17 protein-coding genes are annotated in these 17,080 nt (G+C 46.6%); 8 read left to right on the top strand and 9 right to left on the bottom strand.

Annotated elements, in window-relative coordinates; translation table 11 throughout:
- Nucleotides 1–61 precede the first annotated feature (61 nt).
- From PAGR_RS21625 to PAGR_RS21610, 4 genes are read right to left on the bottom strand one after another with little or no spacing between them, the layout of a single operon-like run.
- Entirely contained in the window at nt 62–889 is an 828-nt protein-coding gene (locus tag PAGR_RS21625) for a metal ABC transporter permease (RefSeq protein WP_019106861.1), read from the bottom strand.
- On the bottom strand, nt 889–1,749 hold the full coding sequence (gene sitC / locus PAGR_RS21620; protein WP_014604573.1) for an iron/manganese ABC transporter permease subunit SitC: 861 nt from the start codon (nt 1,747–1,749) through the stop codon (nt 889–891). The genes PAGR_RS21625 and sitC overlap by 1 nt, the downstream gene beginning before the upstream one ends.
- The gene (locus PAGR_RS21615; protein ID WP_014333019.1) at nt 1,746–2,567 is read right to left on the bottom strand and encodes a manganese/iron ABC transporter ATP-binding protein; all 822 of its coding nucleotides are present in this window, start codon (nt 2,565–2,567) and stop codon (nt 1,746–1,748) included. Before PAGR_RS21615 ends, sitC begins: the two co-directional genes overlap by 4 nt.
- Nucleotides 2,564–3,439, bottom strand: coding sequence for a metal ABC transporter substrate-binding protein (locus tag PAGR_RS21610; protein ID WP_228525948.1), 876 nt, complete (start codon nt 3,437–3,439; stop codon nt 2,564–2,566). The genes PAGR_RS21615 and PAGR_RS21610 overlap by 4 nt, the downstream gene beginning before the upstream one ends.
- A gap of 358 nt (nt 3,440–3,797) precedes the next feature.
- Between PAGR_RS21610 and PAGR_RS21605 the strand changes: the two genes are divergently transcribed.
- The 4 genes from PAGR_RS21605 to PAGR_RS21590 all read left to right on the top strand — a co-directional run bounded on the left by PAGR_RS21605 (nt 3,798) and on the right by PAGR_RS21590 (nt 5,418).
- Nucleotides 3,798–4,088: a hypothetical protein gene (locus PAGR_RS21605; protein WP_013028032.1), complete on the top strand. Its 291-nt coding sequence runs from the start codon at nt 3,798–3,800 to the stop codon at nt 4,086–4,088.
- Between the two features lie 230 nt (nt 4,089–4,318).
- Nucleotides 4,319–4,564: a regulatory protein YcgZ gene (gene ycgZ / locus PAGR_RS21600; RefSeq protein WP_013028031.1), complete on the top strand. Its 246-nt coding sequence runs from the start codon at nt 4,319–4,321 to the stop codon at nt 4,562–4,564.
- A 169-nt stretch (nt 4,565–4,733) separates the two neighbouring features.
- A complete protein-coding gene (locus tag PAGR_RS21595) occupies nt 4,734–5,021 on the top strand; it encodes a hypothetical protein (RefSeq protein WP_013028030.1) in 288 nt (95 codons plus the stop codon).
- Between the two features lie 142 nt (nt 5,022–5,163).
- Nucleotides 5,164–5,418, top strand: coding sequence for a biofilm/acid-resistance regulator YmgB/AriR (locus PAGR_RS21590; protein WP_014604571.1), 255 nt, complete (start codon nt 5,164–5,166; stop codon nt 5,416–5,418).
- Between the two features lie 88 nt (nt 5,419–5,506).
- Here PAGR_RS21590 and PAGR_RS21585 read toward each other — a convergent pair whose 3' ends face one another.
- Nucleotides 5,507–5,701: a hypothetical protein gene (locus PAGR_RS21585; RefSeq protein WP_013028028.1), complete on the bottom strand. Its 195-nt coding sequence runs from the start codon at nt 5,699–5,701 to the stop codon at nt 5,507–5,509.
- Nucleotides 5,702–6,070: 369 nt separating this feature from the next.
- On the bottom strand, nt 6,071–6,799 hold the full coding sequence (locus PAGR_RS21580; RefSeq protein WP_014598206.1) for a YoaK family protein: 729 nt from the start codon (nt 6,797–6,799) through the stop codon (nt 6,071–6,073).
- A gap of 335 nt (nt 6,800–7,134) precedes the next feature.
- Here PAGR_RS21580 and PAGR_RS21575 point away from each other — a divergent pair, with 335 nt between their 5' ends.
- The 4 genes from PAGR_RS21575 (at nt 7,135) to PAGR_RS24460 (ending at nt 10,950) form a co-directional block, all read left to right on the top strand.
- Nucleotides 7,135–7,467: a hypothetical protein gene (locus PAGR_RS21575; RefSeq protein WP_014604570.1), complete on the top strand. Its 333-nt coding sequence runs from the start codon at nt 7,135–7,137 to the stop codon at nt 7,465–7,467.
- A 20-nt stretch (nt 7,468–7,487) separates the two neighbouring features.
- Nucleotides 7,488–7,862, top strand: a complete 375-nt coding sequence (locus tag PAGR_RS21570) for a RidA family protein (RefSeq protein WP_014604569.1) — start codon at nt 7,488–7,490, stop codon at nt 7,860–7,862.
- Between the two features lie 396 nt (nt 7,863–8,258).
- Nucleotides 8,259–8,495: a hypothetical protein gene (locus tag PAGR_RS23400; protein WP_014333012.1), complete on the top strand. Its 237-nt coding sequence runs from the start codon at nt 8,259–8,261 to the stop codon at nt 8,493–8,495.
- A 2,272-nt stretch (nt 8,496–10,767) separates the two neighbouring features.
- Complete coding sequence (locus tag PAGR_RS24460) at nt 10,768–10,950, top strand: hypothetical protein (RefSeq protein WP_444850725.1); 183 nt, start codon at nt 10,768–10,770, stop codon at nt 10,948–10,950.
- Nucleotides 10,951–12,006: 1,056 nt separating this feature from the next.
- Here the strand turns inward: PAGR_RS24460 and PAGR_RS21565 are convergent.
- The 3 genes from PAGR_RS21565 to PAGR_RS21555 all read right to left on the bottom strand — a co-directional run bounded on the left by PAGR_RS21565 (nt 12,007) and on the right by PAGR_RS21555 (nt 16,981).
- On the bottom strand, nt 12,007–12,978 hold the full coding sequence (locus tag PAGR_RS21565) for a ParB family protein (RefSeq protein ID WP_013028021.1): 972 nt from the start codon (nt 12,976–12,978) through the stop codon (nt 12,007–12,009).
- A 7-nt stretch (nt 12,979–12,985) separates the two neighbouring features.
- Nucleotides 12,986–14,185: an AAA family ATPase gene (locus PAGR_RS21560; RefSeq protein WP_013028020.1), complete on the bottom strand. Its 1,200-nt coding sequence runs from the start codon at nt 14,183–14,185 to the stop codon at nt 12,986–12,988.
- 1,866 nt (nt 14,186–16,051) lie between these two features.
- The gene (locus tag PAGR_RS21555) at nt 16,052–16,981 is read right to left on the bottom strand and encodes a RepB family plasmid replication initiator protein (protein ID WP_014604568.1); all 930 of its coding nucleotides are present in this window, start codon (nt 16,979–16,981) and stop codon (nt 16,052–16,054) included.
- Between the last annotated feature and the right edge of the window lie 99 nt (nt 16,982–17,080).

The raw sequence follows: 17,080 nt of genomic DNA, 5'->3' as shown, positions 1-17,080 counted from the left end.
CGACGATTGCGTTAATTAACACGGCTGGTCGCCCTGTTCATTCAGGCGACCAGCACAGTAATCAGCAGGAGGATTTAGACAGGCGAGAAAGTTTATAGTGAGTGGTGATAAAGCTGACGATAAAGACCAGAGCGAAAAGCACCACAATGGTTGGTGCGGGAGCACTGTCAATAAAAAATGAGAGATAAACCCCGCAGAGTGAGACGACCAGCGAAACAAACGTCGCCAGTATCAACGCATGGGAAAACCGATCCGTCAGCAAAACGGCAATCGCTCCGGGTGCAATAAGCAATGAAATCGATAAAATAATCCCTACTGCCTTAAGCGTTGCCACAATGGTCAGAGACACCATACACAACAGGCTATAATGCAGCCAACGCACCGAAAGCCCGCACACCTGAGCCTGTTGAGGATCAAAGCTGAACAGCATGAAATCGCGCCATTTCAGGCCGACGACAGCGACAATCACAGCGGCAATGCCTAACGTCTGAAAAATATCGCTTTGGCTGATCCCCAGCATATCGCCGAATAAAATATGGTCGAGGTGGATCTCCGGTTTCAGGGCGATGTACAAAATCAGGCCAACCGCAAACATCCCGGAAAAAACAATACCCAGAACCGTGTCCTGCTTGATTCTGCTGTTCTCTTTAAGGTAGCCACTGGCGACAGCACAAAACAAACCGGCACTGAATGCGCCCACTGCCAGAGGTAATGCCATCATCCACGCCAGCACTATGCCTGGAAAGACAGCATGGCTCATCGCATCACCCATCAACGCCCAGCCCTTCAGGACCAAAAAGACTGACAGCAGCGCACAAGGCACGGCAACCACCGCCGCGATGAGTAAAGCATGATTCATAAAACCAAACTGAAAAGGTTCCAGCCACATCATCTTGTCTCCCGCACAGCATGCGCCTGGGCACGACGACGATTCGCCAGCACACCGTGCTTAGGCGCAAAGATGAAGGCCAGTAAAAAAAGTAACGTTTGCGCAACGACAATAATGCCGCCCGTTGCGCCATCAAGATAATAACTTGCCCACGCGCCCATAAAGCTCGTGATGCTGCCAATGGCAACCGCGATGGCAAGTAGCCGGGGAAAGCGATCGGTCAGCAACCAGGCCGTTGCCCCTGGCGTGACAACCAGACAGATAACCAGAAACGCGCCCACAGTTTGTAACGCAGCCACGGTCGAAACGGCCAACAAAGTGAAAAATAAGATCTTAAGACGCACCGGATTTAAACCAACGGCGCGAGCATGGTTTTCATCGAAAAAGGTGACCATTAAATCTTTCCATTTGAAAAACAAAATGGCGACAGAAGTCAGTCCGATAATAAGCAGTTGAATGATATCGGAAGGCGCAATAGCCAGAATATTGCCCAGCACGATAGTCTGAATATTTACAGAAGTGGGATTGAGGGAAACCATAAACAGCCCAAGGCCGAAGAACGAAGAAAAAATCAGGCCGATGATGGTATCTTCTTTCAGCCGCGTGCGCTGGTTGAGCAACAGCATGCTCCCTGCCGCTAAGCCCCCTGATAAAAAAGCGCCCAACGCAAACGGCAGTCCGAACATGTAAGCGCCCGCGACACCGGGAACAATAGAGTGTGACAGCGCATCACCAATAAGCGACCAGCCCTTTAACATAAGATAACAGGACAGAAAGGCGCACAGCCCGCCGACCATGGCTGAAATCCACATGGCGTTCAACATATATTGATAACCAAAAGGTTCAAGGAGCGCGGTCATCGTTTACCCCATGATGAATGCGTGTCCATGGATGCATTAACCGGACGTTCATGATCGGCGATAACCTGCGTGATACCGCCCTCAGTCATGACATGGCGCAGTACGCCACTGAATGTGCGCTCCAGATTCTGCTGCGTAAACGTCGTCGCCGTGGGGCCGCTGGCAAGAACCGTGCCTTTAACCATGACGGTGTAATCACAAAACTCGGTCACGGAGCCAAGATTATGGGTCGAAACCAGCATAGTTTTTCCTTCCTCCTTTAGCTCACGCAACAAGCTGATGATTTTGGCCTCGGTATGAACATCAACGCCGGTGAAGGGTTCATCCAGTAAAATCACCTCGCCCTGTTGCGCAATGGCCCGCGCAAGGAAAACGCGTTTCTTCTGACCGCCGGAAAGCTCACCGATTTGGCGATGGCGAAAATCCAGCATGTCAACGCGTGCCAGCGCGTCAGTCACCCGATCGCGATCCTGCCGTTTAGGGATACGCATCAGGCCCATATGTCCATAGCGCCCCATCATAACCACATCATCCACCAGAACCGGAAAAGACCAGTCAACCTCCTCGGCCTGCGGCACATAGGCGACCAGGCTACGGCGAAGCGCCTTACGCGTTGGCAATCCCAGTACGCTGATATGGCCCGATCGCGCAGGTACAAATCCCATAAGCGCTTTGAAAAGCGTAGATTTACCCGAACCATTTACCCCGACGAGTGCAGCAATTGACCCGGCTGGCACGCTAAAGCTGGCGTTGTGCAACGCTGTATGCCCGTTACGGTAGGTTACCGAGAGGTCCGAAACGACAATTGTGGGGTTCATGGTGTTTTCATCCCGTCCTGAATGCCGTTAACCAGCGTCTGGGTGGTAACTTTCAACAGGTCAAGATACGTTGGCACAGGCCCCCTGGCCGCGCTTAATGAGTCAACGTATAACACACCGCCATAATGTGCGTGCGTTTCGCGCGCGACCTGGCGTGCAGGTTTATCGGAGACGGTGCTTTCACTGAAGATGACGGGAATGGCATTCTTTTTCATCTGATCGATGACGTTCCGAACCTGCTGTGGCGTTCCCTGCTGATCGGCATTGATTGGCCAGAGATAAAGTTCTTTAAGCCCTAAATCACGTGCCAGATAGGAAAAAGCGCCTTCGCTGGTCACTATCCAGCGTTTGTTTTCTGGTATGGCGGCGAGTTGCTTACGAACAGGTTCGAGTGCTGCAACGATCTTTTGCTTATAGGCGGCTGCGTTCTGCTGATAGGTGCTGGCATTGGCCGGATCGTGCTTTACAAGCGCATCACGAATATTATCCACATAGATCAGTGCGTTATCCGGTGACATCCATGCGTGAGGATTGGGTTTGCCATTATAAGGTCCTTCCCCTATTCCTATCGGAGAAACGCCCGTTGAAACAACAACTTCAGGAACGCCTTTGAGATGTTGATAAAAACGTTGAAACCACAATTCCAGATTCAAACCATTAGCCATCACCAGCTGTGCACCCTGTGCACGTTTAATATCGCCTGGGGTCGGTTGATACTCATGAATTTCGGCACCAGGTTTGGTGATTGACGTGACCTCAGCCGCCTCCCCTGCCACATTTTTTGCCATGTCAGCAATAACGGTGAAGGTCGTGACGACCTTAAATTTATCAGCCGCATAGCTGTTGAGGCTAATAAAAACACTCAACATCATGCCAAGTGTTGAAACCGATAATTTACTCACCATGTTCGTCATCCTGAGATTAATGAAGAAAGCGCCAATAATTTAGCTCGTGCTAAATTTTATAGCACAGGCTATAAAATTCACACAGAAACACTTTGTGAAGTTTTTTAATGAAATGAATGGAAGTTTTAAGTTTTGTAATGCAGAGTGGCTAACTAGTTATTCTGAAAGTAAAAGTCCAGCAGTGTAGCGCCATCGAATAATGAAGAAACCGTCCTGATGCAGGTCCATAAAGTGGATGGATCAACGCTGAGCGCGCGCAGGGTAAAACAGGAACGCTATGCTTTGCTAAAATAAACTTGTCGTATGAAAGGCAAAGGAGGTCATTTTGTTACTTTCCCAGCAGCACCTGACAAACACGATCATCGGAGAAGCCGCTCTGAACCTGATCGCCATCAATCAGGACGTCAGTGTGGAGTCTCTTGTCGATGAGCTTAAAGTAATGACCCGGTCTGAAGTGGATGAAGCCAGGCTGTCACAGCTCGATGATGCAACCAAATGGCTGATGGGTTTCAGGCAAATTGGTTCGCGCCTGACTTCAGGCAGAGGCTGGTCTGCACGCAAATCAGCGTTTTCAGGATCTTCAGACAACGACGGCGATGACATTGTCATAAAATAGTTCTATGCTCACATTTTACGCATTGTGTTAACTTTTAAGCTTAATTTTGGCACAATGCTTGATGACATCCCCCCCTACTTCACACCTCTGTAACTCTTTGTTTTTAATCAATTAGCATTTTTTGCACAAAAAACTCCAGTTAAGACTATCAAAATTCTGTACAAGTTTTTGAAAGATGTATAACTTTCGCTCTATGGCAAAGTACATTTTAACCACCTGAGGATAATCGTATGCGTCAGAACGGACATGCACCGGATAATACCAGCGACATCGCCCGTTACTTCAGCCAGGCAAATTTGCCCTCTCAGCAGGAAACGCTGGGTGAGATTGTTGTTGAGCTACTGCGCGCAGGCCAAACACTTTCACGCAAAGCAATTTGCAGTAAATTGCTCCATCGTCTCGACGGTTGTGATGCCACAGAGCAGCAACGTCATTACCAGGAGCTGATTGGATTACTGTTTAGTCGCGAAAGCTAATATAAATTTAACGCTTTAAAATTAATTCGTTACCTGAAGTAATTTCTGATCGGGCAGTACCATGTTTACTCACAGGGATAGTACTGCCCACAGCTGACGCGGGAAGGTTAGCTGTCCCCCGTCATCGTAGCCGGAGCGTGGCTACAAATTCGTAATCAGAGAAGCCAGTATGTACAGAAGTGAAGAAGAAAAAATAACGGATGTCATGATTGGTGAGGCCGTTCTGATCTTACTGAAATCAGAAAGTCCGATATCCAGCAATGCACTTATTGCTCAACTTGAAGCAATGGCAAGTGAAACCGAGGACGCAACCAGGCTGAAAGCCATCAAAGTTGCGATTGTTGAAGTACAAAAAGGCATGGCCACAGCGAACAGTCGCCGCCGGGTGGATCTTCCCGAGCGCGATAAACACCGTTTGAACAACGACGGCCCACCAGAAGGCTCTAAAAAACACTGACGCTGGCGTCTAAGATTTAAGCTGTGCCAGCGAGAGAAAAGATGGGCATCAAAGTGTGTTATGCCTGGTAACCCTTACTACTTAATGACCTTGTCGGCTGACTCCTTAAGACGCAACTGACGATTCTTAGAGAATGATAACTATGCAACAGAGCACATCAGATTTAGCCATCATCGAGTTTTTTCGCAGTGAGGGAGAGCATCTTGCTCAGGAGACTGAGCTGCTTGGCAGAGTTATCAGAAATATTGTCAGTGACGAAAAACGCGTAACCAATAAAGCGATCATCCTGTACCTCATCGCAGAACTCGAATCGACGGATGATGAGTTCCACATCGAACTGTTACGCAGAACTCTTGAAATCGTGGTAGGACGTACGCCAGACGATGCAGGTGTGTAGTTTCGCATCTGACATCTGTGGTGAGGGCGTTTATCCTAAGTCAGCGTGAGTTTGTTGACCTGCAACGCAGCCAGATTGCAGGTCACTCTTAATGCATTTTGCGTGAGAAAAAATGGATTGCGCGCTGGCAAAGTACTTTAAATCTTTTGTCTCGGCTGTCCTGACTTAAACGAAACAATGCATCTGTGATCTGGTGAAACTGCACGGGCTCACCTACCTTCAGAAGTTCACTCACCACCGCCCCAATCAGCGCACGAATGTCGTTGTCTTCATGGTTATTCACATAACCTCCAACCGGTGTATGTATATACAGACTAACACTTTTATAGTCAGGAAAACAAAGCCGGCAGAGGAAATAAACCTTAAGCGAAGCGGTAGAATCTACTTATATTATTGATTTAATTATACAATAATTTTATTTTTCCACGATCAATCTAATGAAATGGTTATTCTTTTCTAAATCGGATAAAACGTAAATTTTTATTACTTTTTGTCAATTTTATGGACTTGTTCACCGGTCATATTCTGGAAGTTAATCCCTCTATTTAAATTGCTACACCACTTTTAAAATACAGTCTTAAAATAATCATTCCTGCTAGCAATGGCGGCACCTGAAATAAAATCTCACGTAACCGCCATTTATAAAAATCAACTAGTAAAGCTTTTTTGCATTATACAATGTAATAACAATCGCGCCAGCCGCAAGGGCGATGAGGAAAATTCCCAGTCCAATCATAGCGTTAAATGCATAGGTTTTAAACAGTAATAGCCCGACAATGCACCCCGTTAAAAAAGATAATACCGTGGTTAAATGTGTATAGAGCTGCTTCTGAGCAAATCGTCTGTCGCAAGGTTCTGCCCGGGATATAAAAGATGATAAATAGGAACCTAAGGCGATGCCTGCGTCAGTTAGCGTACCGGTAATATGGGTTGATCTGACACGGCCGTTCGACAGTTGCGTAGAAGTCGCATTATGTAAGCCCATCAGGAAGCCCAGCATCAACAATACTTCACCGTTGTAGCTGGGTGAATAAAACCATTTTTCGAAGAGTGAGGCTGCCGTCAGTGCAAACCCTTCAGCCAGAATGATCAGGCAGAAGATGGTTCTGATTTTCCGTCTTTCGCCGGCAATAATGAACAATCTCGCGGTGGTACAACCGATCACAAACGCAGAAATCAGACCCGCAAGGAAAACCAGACTATCAAAGTCAGAAGTGAAAACTTCGTTAGAAATCTGAGAAGTATTACCGCTCATGTGTGACGGAAAAAAACCAAACGCGCCTAAAGCCATTGCGTTGAGTATCCCGGCAGTCGTTGCCAGTGCCAGAGCCAGATATCTATCCTCGGTATGTGACCGTATTTTCTTCTTCTTTATCAGCACGCGGTTCCCCTATAAATGTGCATAAATATCAGTCTGGATCCTGAGGCTCCAGACAACTAATAGTAGTATGCTTTTAAAAACTCAGCGGTGAATACAGATAAGTCTGGGTCTGTAACCTGTTAATTGTATTGATTTTTATAGTTTCATTGACTGATTTCATAAAACGTCAATGCCGGTCATATTTTTTATGCTGCTCATGACCAGGGCTGGTGCCTGGTGTAACCCGATAGCCTAATCCAGGCAGAGGATTTAACTAATAGCGCTATTTATGGCAGGATATGCGACCGGACTGATGCCCCTGTTGGCCAGTGAGAAGAATGACTCTGGATGGATAGATGACAGTACTAAAACCCGCTTTTCTTATCCCTGCCGCCCTTGTCGTTGGGTTCCTGGGGTGGTGGCTGACACCTCATTATGACGCTGAAGATGAAAACTACTACATTTCTGTGCTCTGCGCCGTACCTCAACAAAATGAGCAACAGCTGCAGAAAGACATGAAAAACGTTATAGAAGGCAGTAATTCAGACTATGCGTTGCAAAAAATATATTTTGTTCCTGGCCTGGCCGCTCGGGTGATCGACAACTGGAAAAGTCTGACTCAAGAACAGCAGCAGCAGGCAGCACTTAGCAATCATGCGTGCTCGCAGTTGCTAATGACCAACAAGTAATACATTGGGAGTTAAGCACTATGATGCCTGTACGGAAAAACTATGCTTCGCTTGGGGAAGTCACTGCCCCCTATGTTCATGCCGTCAGCCACAATCAAACACTCTATGTCTCAGGCTTAACTGCGTTTGGCACGCCTGCAAACCAGGGGGATATCGCGGCGCAGGCTGAAGTGATTTTTGATCAGCTGGAAAGCATAGCGGCGGCTGAAAACACCTCTCTGCAACAACTCATTAAGGTCACCCTCTTTGTAACCTCTTTTAAAGATATTGATGCACTCCGCAACGTGCTGTTTAAACGTTATGGTGATTATTTACCTGCGAGCGCATTGGTACAGGTTAGTGCTCTGTTCTCACCTGACTTGCTGATTGAGATCGACGCAATCCTGGGTCTTTGAACATTTATAAACCTCATTTTCTGGGTTATGAAAAGGCCAGAAATTGAGGTAACGCAATGATGTTCGAGACAGTACTTAATCCAGTGCAACTCACTGGCAATGGGAGCAAAGTTTCATTTCGCGCAAAGCCGTTCAAACCACGCAGAGCGACCTGAACCTTCGCTGGCTGTTATCGACAGATATATCAGATGACGACAGATGTTTTCAGGCCTGGCATCTATTCCGGCAAAAAAGACACAACAAATTCTGATCATAGGGCATGATTAACATCTGATTATGATCGTCTTTCCCTTCTCTCATCCTTGACCCAACGTTTTATACTTCAGTTGCCGCACCGTCAGATGGCATTGAACGAACAGGTTTATGCGTAAGTGGCACAGTGCTGAAAGGCTATAAATGCCCCCGACGTTAGTGATGCTGAGTAGTCTGGTGGAAGTTCTGGAATCGTTGAGTAACAAAGCCCCCTGCCCTACCCTTTACTTACCTGAAGCTCAGTGCTGGCTAATAGCCACTGACCATTATTGCCTTGAAACGCGCATGACACATGAATTGTCACTGAACTCTCATCTCTCCATCTTCACCCATTACCGCTTTCACTCTGCGGTCACGCTGGCAAAGACATTTTCGTCTTGAGAGATACGTATGTTGTCGAATCGCCGCTTGTGCCTTGTCTTCGTGAACGCTTACGCCAGTCGCACTCCACGCCGGGCTTAACAGTTTCAGTTAACGAGGAAGGCTGCGCGCTTTTCGGCTTGAATGCTGAACCAGTGGCTATCTGCTCATAAATAGAAATCGTGTAAGACTCCCATTTACACAAGGCTGATATACGTGGCGCAAATTGCCATTAGGTGCATAAGGTAAATTTCAGCCTGAAATCGCCAACATTTAGGTGTTACTGATTACAGTGAACGTTTAAGTGGCATTCACTGTAATCAGTGAAAGAGGAAATAAAAACCAGCCAGAGGATGAATGATTTTTTTGAACGTCAAAAACACAGGCAAACCTTTATATTATGTTAAATAATCAGGCACGGTCGCAAATTTTCGCCCCTGAAATCGTTGACGTCCTGAGAAGACAGTGACGTATTTTTCCTTCGATTTGGCTAAAACACGTTAATACCGCCACGTGGATTTCCCTTCGTGGCGAGTCGTCATTTATCTGCTTTAAAGCGATTTTAAGCCTGTTAAAAACAGTTGTCCCCAACCCGCCATCATGTGAAGAATACTTTTAACCAGGGTGAGCAACGCATCTTAACCGTTCACTGTACACTGCAACCCAGATACCTATGTAAAGCCTGGATGATGCGATCAAAAAAACCTGTCTAAACGGCCACTTGCCAGCGAGGCTTGCCTGTTTTCATAATGACTGCTTTCAACAATTTCATGCAGCAAACCCATTGATAAGTATGAATTTCAGCCTGAAATCGCCAAACAGGTCATCTCCGATTGCTGATTACAGTGGTTGTGATTCGCTGTAATCAGTATCGAAAGTCATTCCCGTGATTGACGCGGGATGTGGCCTCAGCAGGATGAAATAAACAAAACTCAGCCAACATGAGCATGTTATGAGTGAAAACCAGAACAGTTAATCTCAAAAGGATCTCGTTGCCGATTCACTGTAATCAGTTGTTCATCATGGATGGAAATGTGACAGTGCCACACACAGTCGATAATCAAGCCTATGACCTACGTTTACAGATTACAGTGAACGTCGGGTTGGCCTGAATGCAGCTTATAGTATTTAGTAAAAACATCATGCCAACGCCAGAAGCCGTTAGCTTTCGCCCGGGCATCACGGTTCTGTAAGGAATAGCGTTTTCTCCTCCTGCAGGCACTGATGCGAATTTGATAAAATGCTGTACAGCATCAGGCTTTTACTTTCATTAGCGCCTAACAGAACGCTTTCGCTCTCCAGCCTTGTCTCTTACTGATTCGAATAATACCTGGGCTGAAACGGGTTTTGGATGATGACTGCACCGATTTCAGCTTGTCGCTGTGCATTCTGTCGTCGCGTCAGCGCTCGTTTTCACTAAATCGTTATGTTATCAACGTGAGGCCGATTGCCAGGCGTGAATCTGTTCCGCTTAAGCGAAAGGCCAGAGTCACGATGCAAACTGCGACATGTTTTTTAGCATCGGGGCATGAAACCAACTCCATGTGCTTAACTTACTTACTCCTAAAACGCCTATCAGTAAGGCGAAAGATTGGCGCATGTCTCTGTCATTAAGGCTTTCTCAACTTATCCACTTTTTCTGTGGATAACTAAGGGATATTTTCTGTATATCAATTTAACCAGAGTTTGACCGGGACGTTCGTCTTCAAAAAAATAACAAAGCAAAACCCTGACGCATTGACTTCTCTCAGAAACCGAGGGATTACTTTTTATCTCTGACTGAATTTCAGGCTGAAATCGCCATCATAAAAACAATATTTTTCATGAAGATAGGGTTGAAAAAAGCGTCTCTTTCGCCCTGACACCGATAATCCACACACTGCTAAATCTCTTATTGCAATCACAGCAACACCGCTAATTGAGATGCCGTCGAAAAATTGCTGTATCCGTCTCTGTTTGTGTAAATATCGCGCAGACTGCATCCAATAAAAATCATCGACGTGATTTGCCCCCACAGCATTGAGCACAATAGACCGTTAGCCATGTCGGTTGGGTTACCTTCTCTGTTAGCATTTTGCCAGCCCACTGCTAACCTCGCTGACGTCAGATAAATCACTCAGGAATGAGGCTGAAACGCTTATAGTCCTTCCGCCAGTCGTTAATGTATTTTTTGGGTGAACACTTTCGCTTAACCCGAGCTTAATCTGACACGCCTTTAGAAAACTACCATTTAAGCTTTCGATAACCCCATAGGTATTTGATCGCCCGGCTGAATAAGCCGAAGCTTAACGCCATGCGCAAAGGTCCACTGGTTCAGTGCCCGCCAGGTAAACGCTGGTGCAGAGTCTGGTCTGGTCTGGTCTGGTCTGGTCTGGTCTGGTCTGGTCTGGTCTGGTCTGGTCTGGTCTGGTCTGGTCTGGTCTTAACGCTACCGGATAGCCATGAAATAGCACAATACTGTCCAGAATACGTGTGACCTGCATGCCAGATATACCTGAGGTAAGAGAAACTGACAGGTATTCATTGGTAAAATCATCAACGCAGATATAACACTTTATTCTGCGTCAGGATGCCTGTGCGTCCATGACGAAATACGGTGACCACGACAGACCAGGAGCAGCAAGACGGAGCAGAGGAAGGCGTTCTGTAACCCGTACTCTACGACCTCGCCTGCAATTAACACCCGGGCCGCTGAGAGGGTAAAGGCATCACAAGTACTTGTGATTAACATGCAGGCCTTCTCGTTGCCGTAGTTTCCCGCTATACGGCGCTAACCGAAACGCCGTCGCTCAGGTGGCAGCGCAATCGAGCGCCCTGAAAAATTCGCATCTGCCACCTGAGGCTGCTTCTCATAGCAGCAAGTCGACAGGAACAAATCAGCATACGTGCACGCACGAGGTCGTGACAGACTCATCACTTCACACCTCACTGCAACCGCTTCCCACTTGCGATCTGTCGTCAGTATTATCGGCTCAACCACCTGTAATGCATCTTCACTCAGGCATCACTTCTGCAAGTCACTTCCTGAGACGGGCTCTCTCTTCTTCAGACGTTTTACTTCAGGGAGTGCCAAGCCATTAAATGTCTTACGCCAGGCGCAAAAGTTTGCGTCAGAAATAATATGCTTACGGGAGGGAATGCCAGCCTCGGCTATGCAAGCGATACTGATGATCTGTTCGTACGAAAACTGTCTTCATTGGGATGTCCTTGCGTTGCTATAACATCATGTTGTGGCCAGCAACGGGGAGCAGGTCAGTCGAATCAAAAATCTTTTAGCACCGAGGCAGACAACCACATTAAAACCACAGGCGGCAGGCGGCAGGCGGCAGGCGGCAGGCGGGAAATATAGCGAATTTCATTTTGGGAAAGTAAATTAAAACACTTAAAAAACAGTATCTTAGAGATAAATTTCAGGCTATTTATTTGGCGATTTCAGCCTGAAATTCGCTATAGCGATATCGAATATTACAGGGATAATGGAAATATGAGGGAATAAAAAACCAGACAATCAGTTTGCCTGGTTTGATATGTTTCATCGGGTCATATACTTCTTTAATGTCTCAGCAATGACCTTATCAAGCTCGTCCTGGAGTTCTTTCGACTGGCGGTTAAACTCATAGCTAAACATTCTTCCTCGCGTTTTTTTGCGCGCAAATCGATCCTTATCAGCAAAGGACCAAAGAGCCACCGCTGTGGTTTTATCTTTCTCAGGTTCTTTAACAAGCGTCTGGCTGCCCTGACGAATCAACCTCAGAATCGTGTTTTTTAACTCGTCCTCAGCCAAACCATCACGAGCCCTGACAACATCGATTTCAGCCGAGATAGCGTTTATCAATGCCTCGACGGTTTGCCCGGTCTCACTCAGTTTATCCGCAGCCTGAAGCAAGGCTTTATAATCAGGATAAGTCAGCTCTGACTGATTAGGAAAAAGAGAGATCAAATCAGCGGGAACGCTGGCAGCTTGTAAAGCACGGGTGACCTTGGCTTGCGAAAGGCCCTGATTTTCAGCAATCTCTTTTTGGGATAAGCCGCCGTCTTTGAGCGCCAGTAATCGCATCCCGACTTCACGCAAATTATGCTCACGAGCCGTCTGAATATCCTGCGCAAGCCTGCGAGCCTCATCCGGAGTGATGACCGCATCGGTCACAAGAATATCCAGACCGGTTTTACAATAAAGTGCTGCCGCGCGACGTCGTGAGCCGTCCAGTATCTCTATACGTTCGCCTTGCATCACACCAATGGCAGGGAAGAACTGCTGAAGCTTAATCGTGCGGATAATATCCCGCAGTGAGTCAGGCGTAAGACCAGACTGATCGCGACCATTCGTTTCCATGGTCACAAAGGTTTTGCTTTCTATCTCATTCGCAGGAATGTGTTCAAAACGGAATACGGCACGTTTTCCTGTGGCAAGAACAAACGTCTGCGAAGGGTTATCAGAGAGTTTTTCTGTGTTTAACGGTGTCTGGCTGAAGGTTCTGCCGATCGTTATTCTTTTCGCACTCATAAAAACCTCAGTTCAGGCGGATAAATTCAATGCGGTCAAAAACCGCTTTAGCGAAGTCTTCGGCGGCAGAACGAGCGTTTTTCAGCGCCTCACTGCTACCTACATAGGTTGACGGATTAGCCGATATAACCGTGTCAAACGACTCACCGCAACGCTCAAAACCATCCAGACGGGGCAGGGTTGCGTCCAGCATGTCGCCGCCGAAAATTTCTTTAGCAAGGCTGTGGCAAAGTTTATGGTCTGCTTTGTTAGAGAGCTTTGACATAAACCCTATATTGCCCTGGAGACGGCATACGGCTCCCGACTCTTCAATAATGCCAATCAGCTCTGGTAAACGAGTCAGGTATTTGAGGGTAGAGTGGAAATCAACCTGTGCCGGTGGGACTGGAGTCATCAGGAGGTCGGATGCGGCGATCGCATTCTTTAAAAATGCATCCAGATGTGGGCCACTGTCGATGAAGATGAAGTCGTAATCTTTTTTAAGCTTAGACACGACATTATCGTATAACACCGAATGAATGTTTTGCCCTGGCAAATGAGTGGCACACAGCTGATCCCAACTTGATGCAATAAATGCGTCATCTATTGATGCAGGTAATACGTCCACACCGGGAATAATGGATGAAACGATAAATTCACTTACCAGCTCATCTCGTGTGACGTTTTGTAGCATCGCCTGAGCGGCAGTCGCCTCCACAAGCCCGACAGAACGCTCGTGATTCAAAAACATCGTGGCAGAAGACTGTGGGTCGAGATCAATCACAAGGATGCGCAGGTCTTCATATAAAAGGTGAGGGTGAGCCCGAAGAGCGTGAGCCAGAGAAACAGTAGAAACCGTCTTGGAAACGCCGCCTTTAAGATTCCCCACAAATAAGGTAAAGGCTTCAGTGTGACGATCGCGATATTTCGGCACGCCGCGATGATGATAGATATCAATAATGTTCTGAATGGACATGGCGTACTTCACCGAGCTACCGGCAGCGCGCTTATCGAACTGATAACCACTCTCTTCCATTTCGTTTACGGCATAATCAACGCTGGCGCGAGTCAGTTTTGGCAGTTTAGCCAGAGCCGCCTTGGCATAAATTTGGTAGTAGCTGTTTTCCTGCAACTCAAGCTTTTGTGCCTGAATTTGTTCAGTAAGGCTCAATAACATGCGTTCGGAACGCTGAGCAACTTTCATGACCTGACTATCATCGTTAGCCATACTTACTCCAAATATGTAGGATTTATGAATTTATACCTAAATCCTGCACACAAGGCAACAAGTTATCATATCAACGCAATACTGTGTTAAATGTAGGACTCCTGATTTCTGTGACTTTGTTCGCACAATTCACTGTGATGAGCGGGACACATCTTGAGCTCGCGCACTTGAAATACCGCCCATTCATCTTCACAGCCTTAACCTTGACGCTTGATCCAGCACACGATAAGGCTGACAAATTCTTTCCCCTGTAAAAGCTGGTAAGAAAAGGCATCAATAACAGTGTCGAACGTTCACTGTAATCAGTGAATGAATGCATTCGAATTTTTGCAGACCTGATGGAGATCAATTCAGTTCCAATACGTGTTACCCGTAAGCAGGAGGGCCAGGCCAATATGCTGATTTAACCGCATATCTGGAGCACAGATTCATGCCGGTTGGCAGCTGTAAGATCGCTAAACTGAAAGATTCACTATAGTCAGCAAAAGATTCACTGTAATCAGTAAAACGAGGGATGGGTGCATCATGAGTTCAGGCCGATGTGTAGCCCTGCTGTGAAGCCGGTAGACAAAAGGGTACTGAGTTGAACGGACTGGCAACTGGCAACTGGCAACTGGCAACTGGCAACTGGCAACTGGCAACTGGCAACTGGCAGGGTGACATATCCCGTTTTTCAACGAAAGAAAAGGGGAGTCATTTCACAGGGCGCCAACAGAGGATTCACTATAATCAGCAAGTGCAGCGCTCAGTATATTCACTGTAATCAGTAAAAGTTATGGGTAACTTTAGGCATTCACTGTAGTCAGTAACCTTCCGCTTTCATTTTGATGGCCCCTTTACGAGGAGTCATCAGGCTGGCCTTTCCCACAGCCAGACTCTAACTTAAACGCAGAACGGCTATGGGACTGAGTTTCAAACATTCACTGTAATCAGTAAATACACATCCAGCCAAACACCTCATACGGGGTTGAATGCTAAACAACTCAATCTACTTCCACCAGCCCCAGCATGGTCAGAGCATTCACTGTAATCAGTATACTTCGTAAGTCCTGACCCGCGGGTCAGTGACCAGAATCAGGCCACGTCTCATCATGGGCGGGCTTACGGGTGAGAGGGGATTCACTGTAGTCAGTAAAACATTCACTGTAATCAGTAAAAGAAGGAAAGGAATTCGGTTGGCTGCAAACGGAACCTGGCCGCGTCAGATGGGATGTTCACTATAATCAGCAAACGTGATTTTCATTTAACCTGCCAGTATCTCAACATTCACTGTAATGAGCTAAGTGTTCACTGTAGTCAGCTGACTTCGTGACAAATGCTGAAGCTTCATCCCAAACGGCACACATCATTCACTGTAATCAGCACTGGCTTAACCCTGTCACTTTTTTTTTTAGCGGAAAAGCACCCAACTGGAACAGGAAAGGCAGGGCAAATAGCCAGCAAAAAAGAGGTAAAAAAAGACACTATTAAACAATGGGTTAACTCTAACATCCACTGTATTCTGTAAATAACAAAGCTCAGTAAATTCACTATAAACAGTATGACGACGCGGAGGTTTGCTTTCGAGCCGACATTCACTGTAATCAGTAAAAGCGGTTTAAACGCATGGAGAGAGGTGTTCTAAAAAAGGTTAGTAAGTGCAAGCTAACTTATAAATTATTGATAAGTTTGCACTTAAAAAAATGGACCGCGAAAGTAGATATGTGAACCAGTCCACTTTTACTGATTACAGTGAACACGACTGATTACAGTGAATGGCCAGCCAACTGCCTGAAGAATTCAGACGAAAATGATAGGCATACGTGTCACTTTTTGGCAAAAGTGACACTGCAACGCGAGGAGTACTGATTACAGTGAACGTTGGGCTCAGTCTTCAAAATCGATCTCATCGAGCGTATCGATTCCTTCCAGGTTACTGATTCCATCAAGTTTCGGTGTTCTGCTGTGAATGATGAAAAATACGGAGCGGCCTCGTTTGACTTCAGAGTAATCAAGGTAGCCAATCTCTTTAAGCTGTTCCATCGCGCGCCGTACCACGTGATTCTGCGTGGTAATCTTTGAGCCAAGATTGAGCCGCATACGTAAGCGGGCAAGAGAAATGGGCGCAGGGTTGGTCGGCAGGCTCTCCAGGAACGTATAAAGCGCCTGAGCCGATTCTTTACGCTTAAGGCGGGAGATAGCCCTCAGCTGCAGTAAAACCTTATGGTCGAAGTTATACAGCTCAAAGAGCTTGGGATCAGCCTGTATGCGAACAATGTCTTTTTCACGATCGTAATAAGCTGACTGTACCAGATGCGTATGATAGGCCTTACCGTTACCTTCAAAAGAGAGAGTGTTCGTCGCAATACGGCGTAACGAAGCGTCGAGTCGCTTACGCAATGCGGCAGAGGAGTTGGCGGAGGGAATACCGCACATCTTCACGAAATCAATAAAAGGCAGGGTTACCGTATCACCCTGTGTAGGGTAACGGGAAAAAGACTGAATAATGCCGGCCCAGGTCTTAAAGTCATTATCCATATCCAGTCTGGCACCGGTGATGGTAATCTTTTCATAGCCTTCCGCTTTAACCAGAGAGAGGTTTTTAAGCTCTTTGGTGGCGTCGGTTGAAGCCATAGCACCAGAAATGCCCCGCGCTGTGGATTTAAGCGTGGGAACAAAGAGTCCCAGACGCATTAAGGCCACGGGCTGAACGGTATTATTTTTGTTGGGATGAAGCTGAATAACTTCACCACTGTTTTTGGTCACAGACAGAAAAGGCTCTAGTAACGCTTTGTTTTCACTATCTTTATCTGCCATTGGATAAGATCTTCATTCTGTGGATAAAAAGGATCGTTTTCTGATTACAGTGAACATTAGCACTGATTATAGTGAACATTCTACTGTGTATAGTGAATA

It is taken from the genome of Pantoea ananatis PA13 (assembly GCF_000233595.1).
GTDB lineage: Bacteria > Pseudomonadota > Gammaproteobacteria > Enterobacterales > Enterobacteriaceae > Pantoea > Pantoea ananatis.
This window is presented reverse-complemented; position numbering and strand designations above follow the sequence as displayed.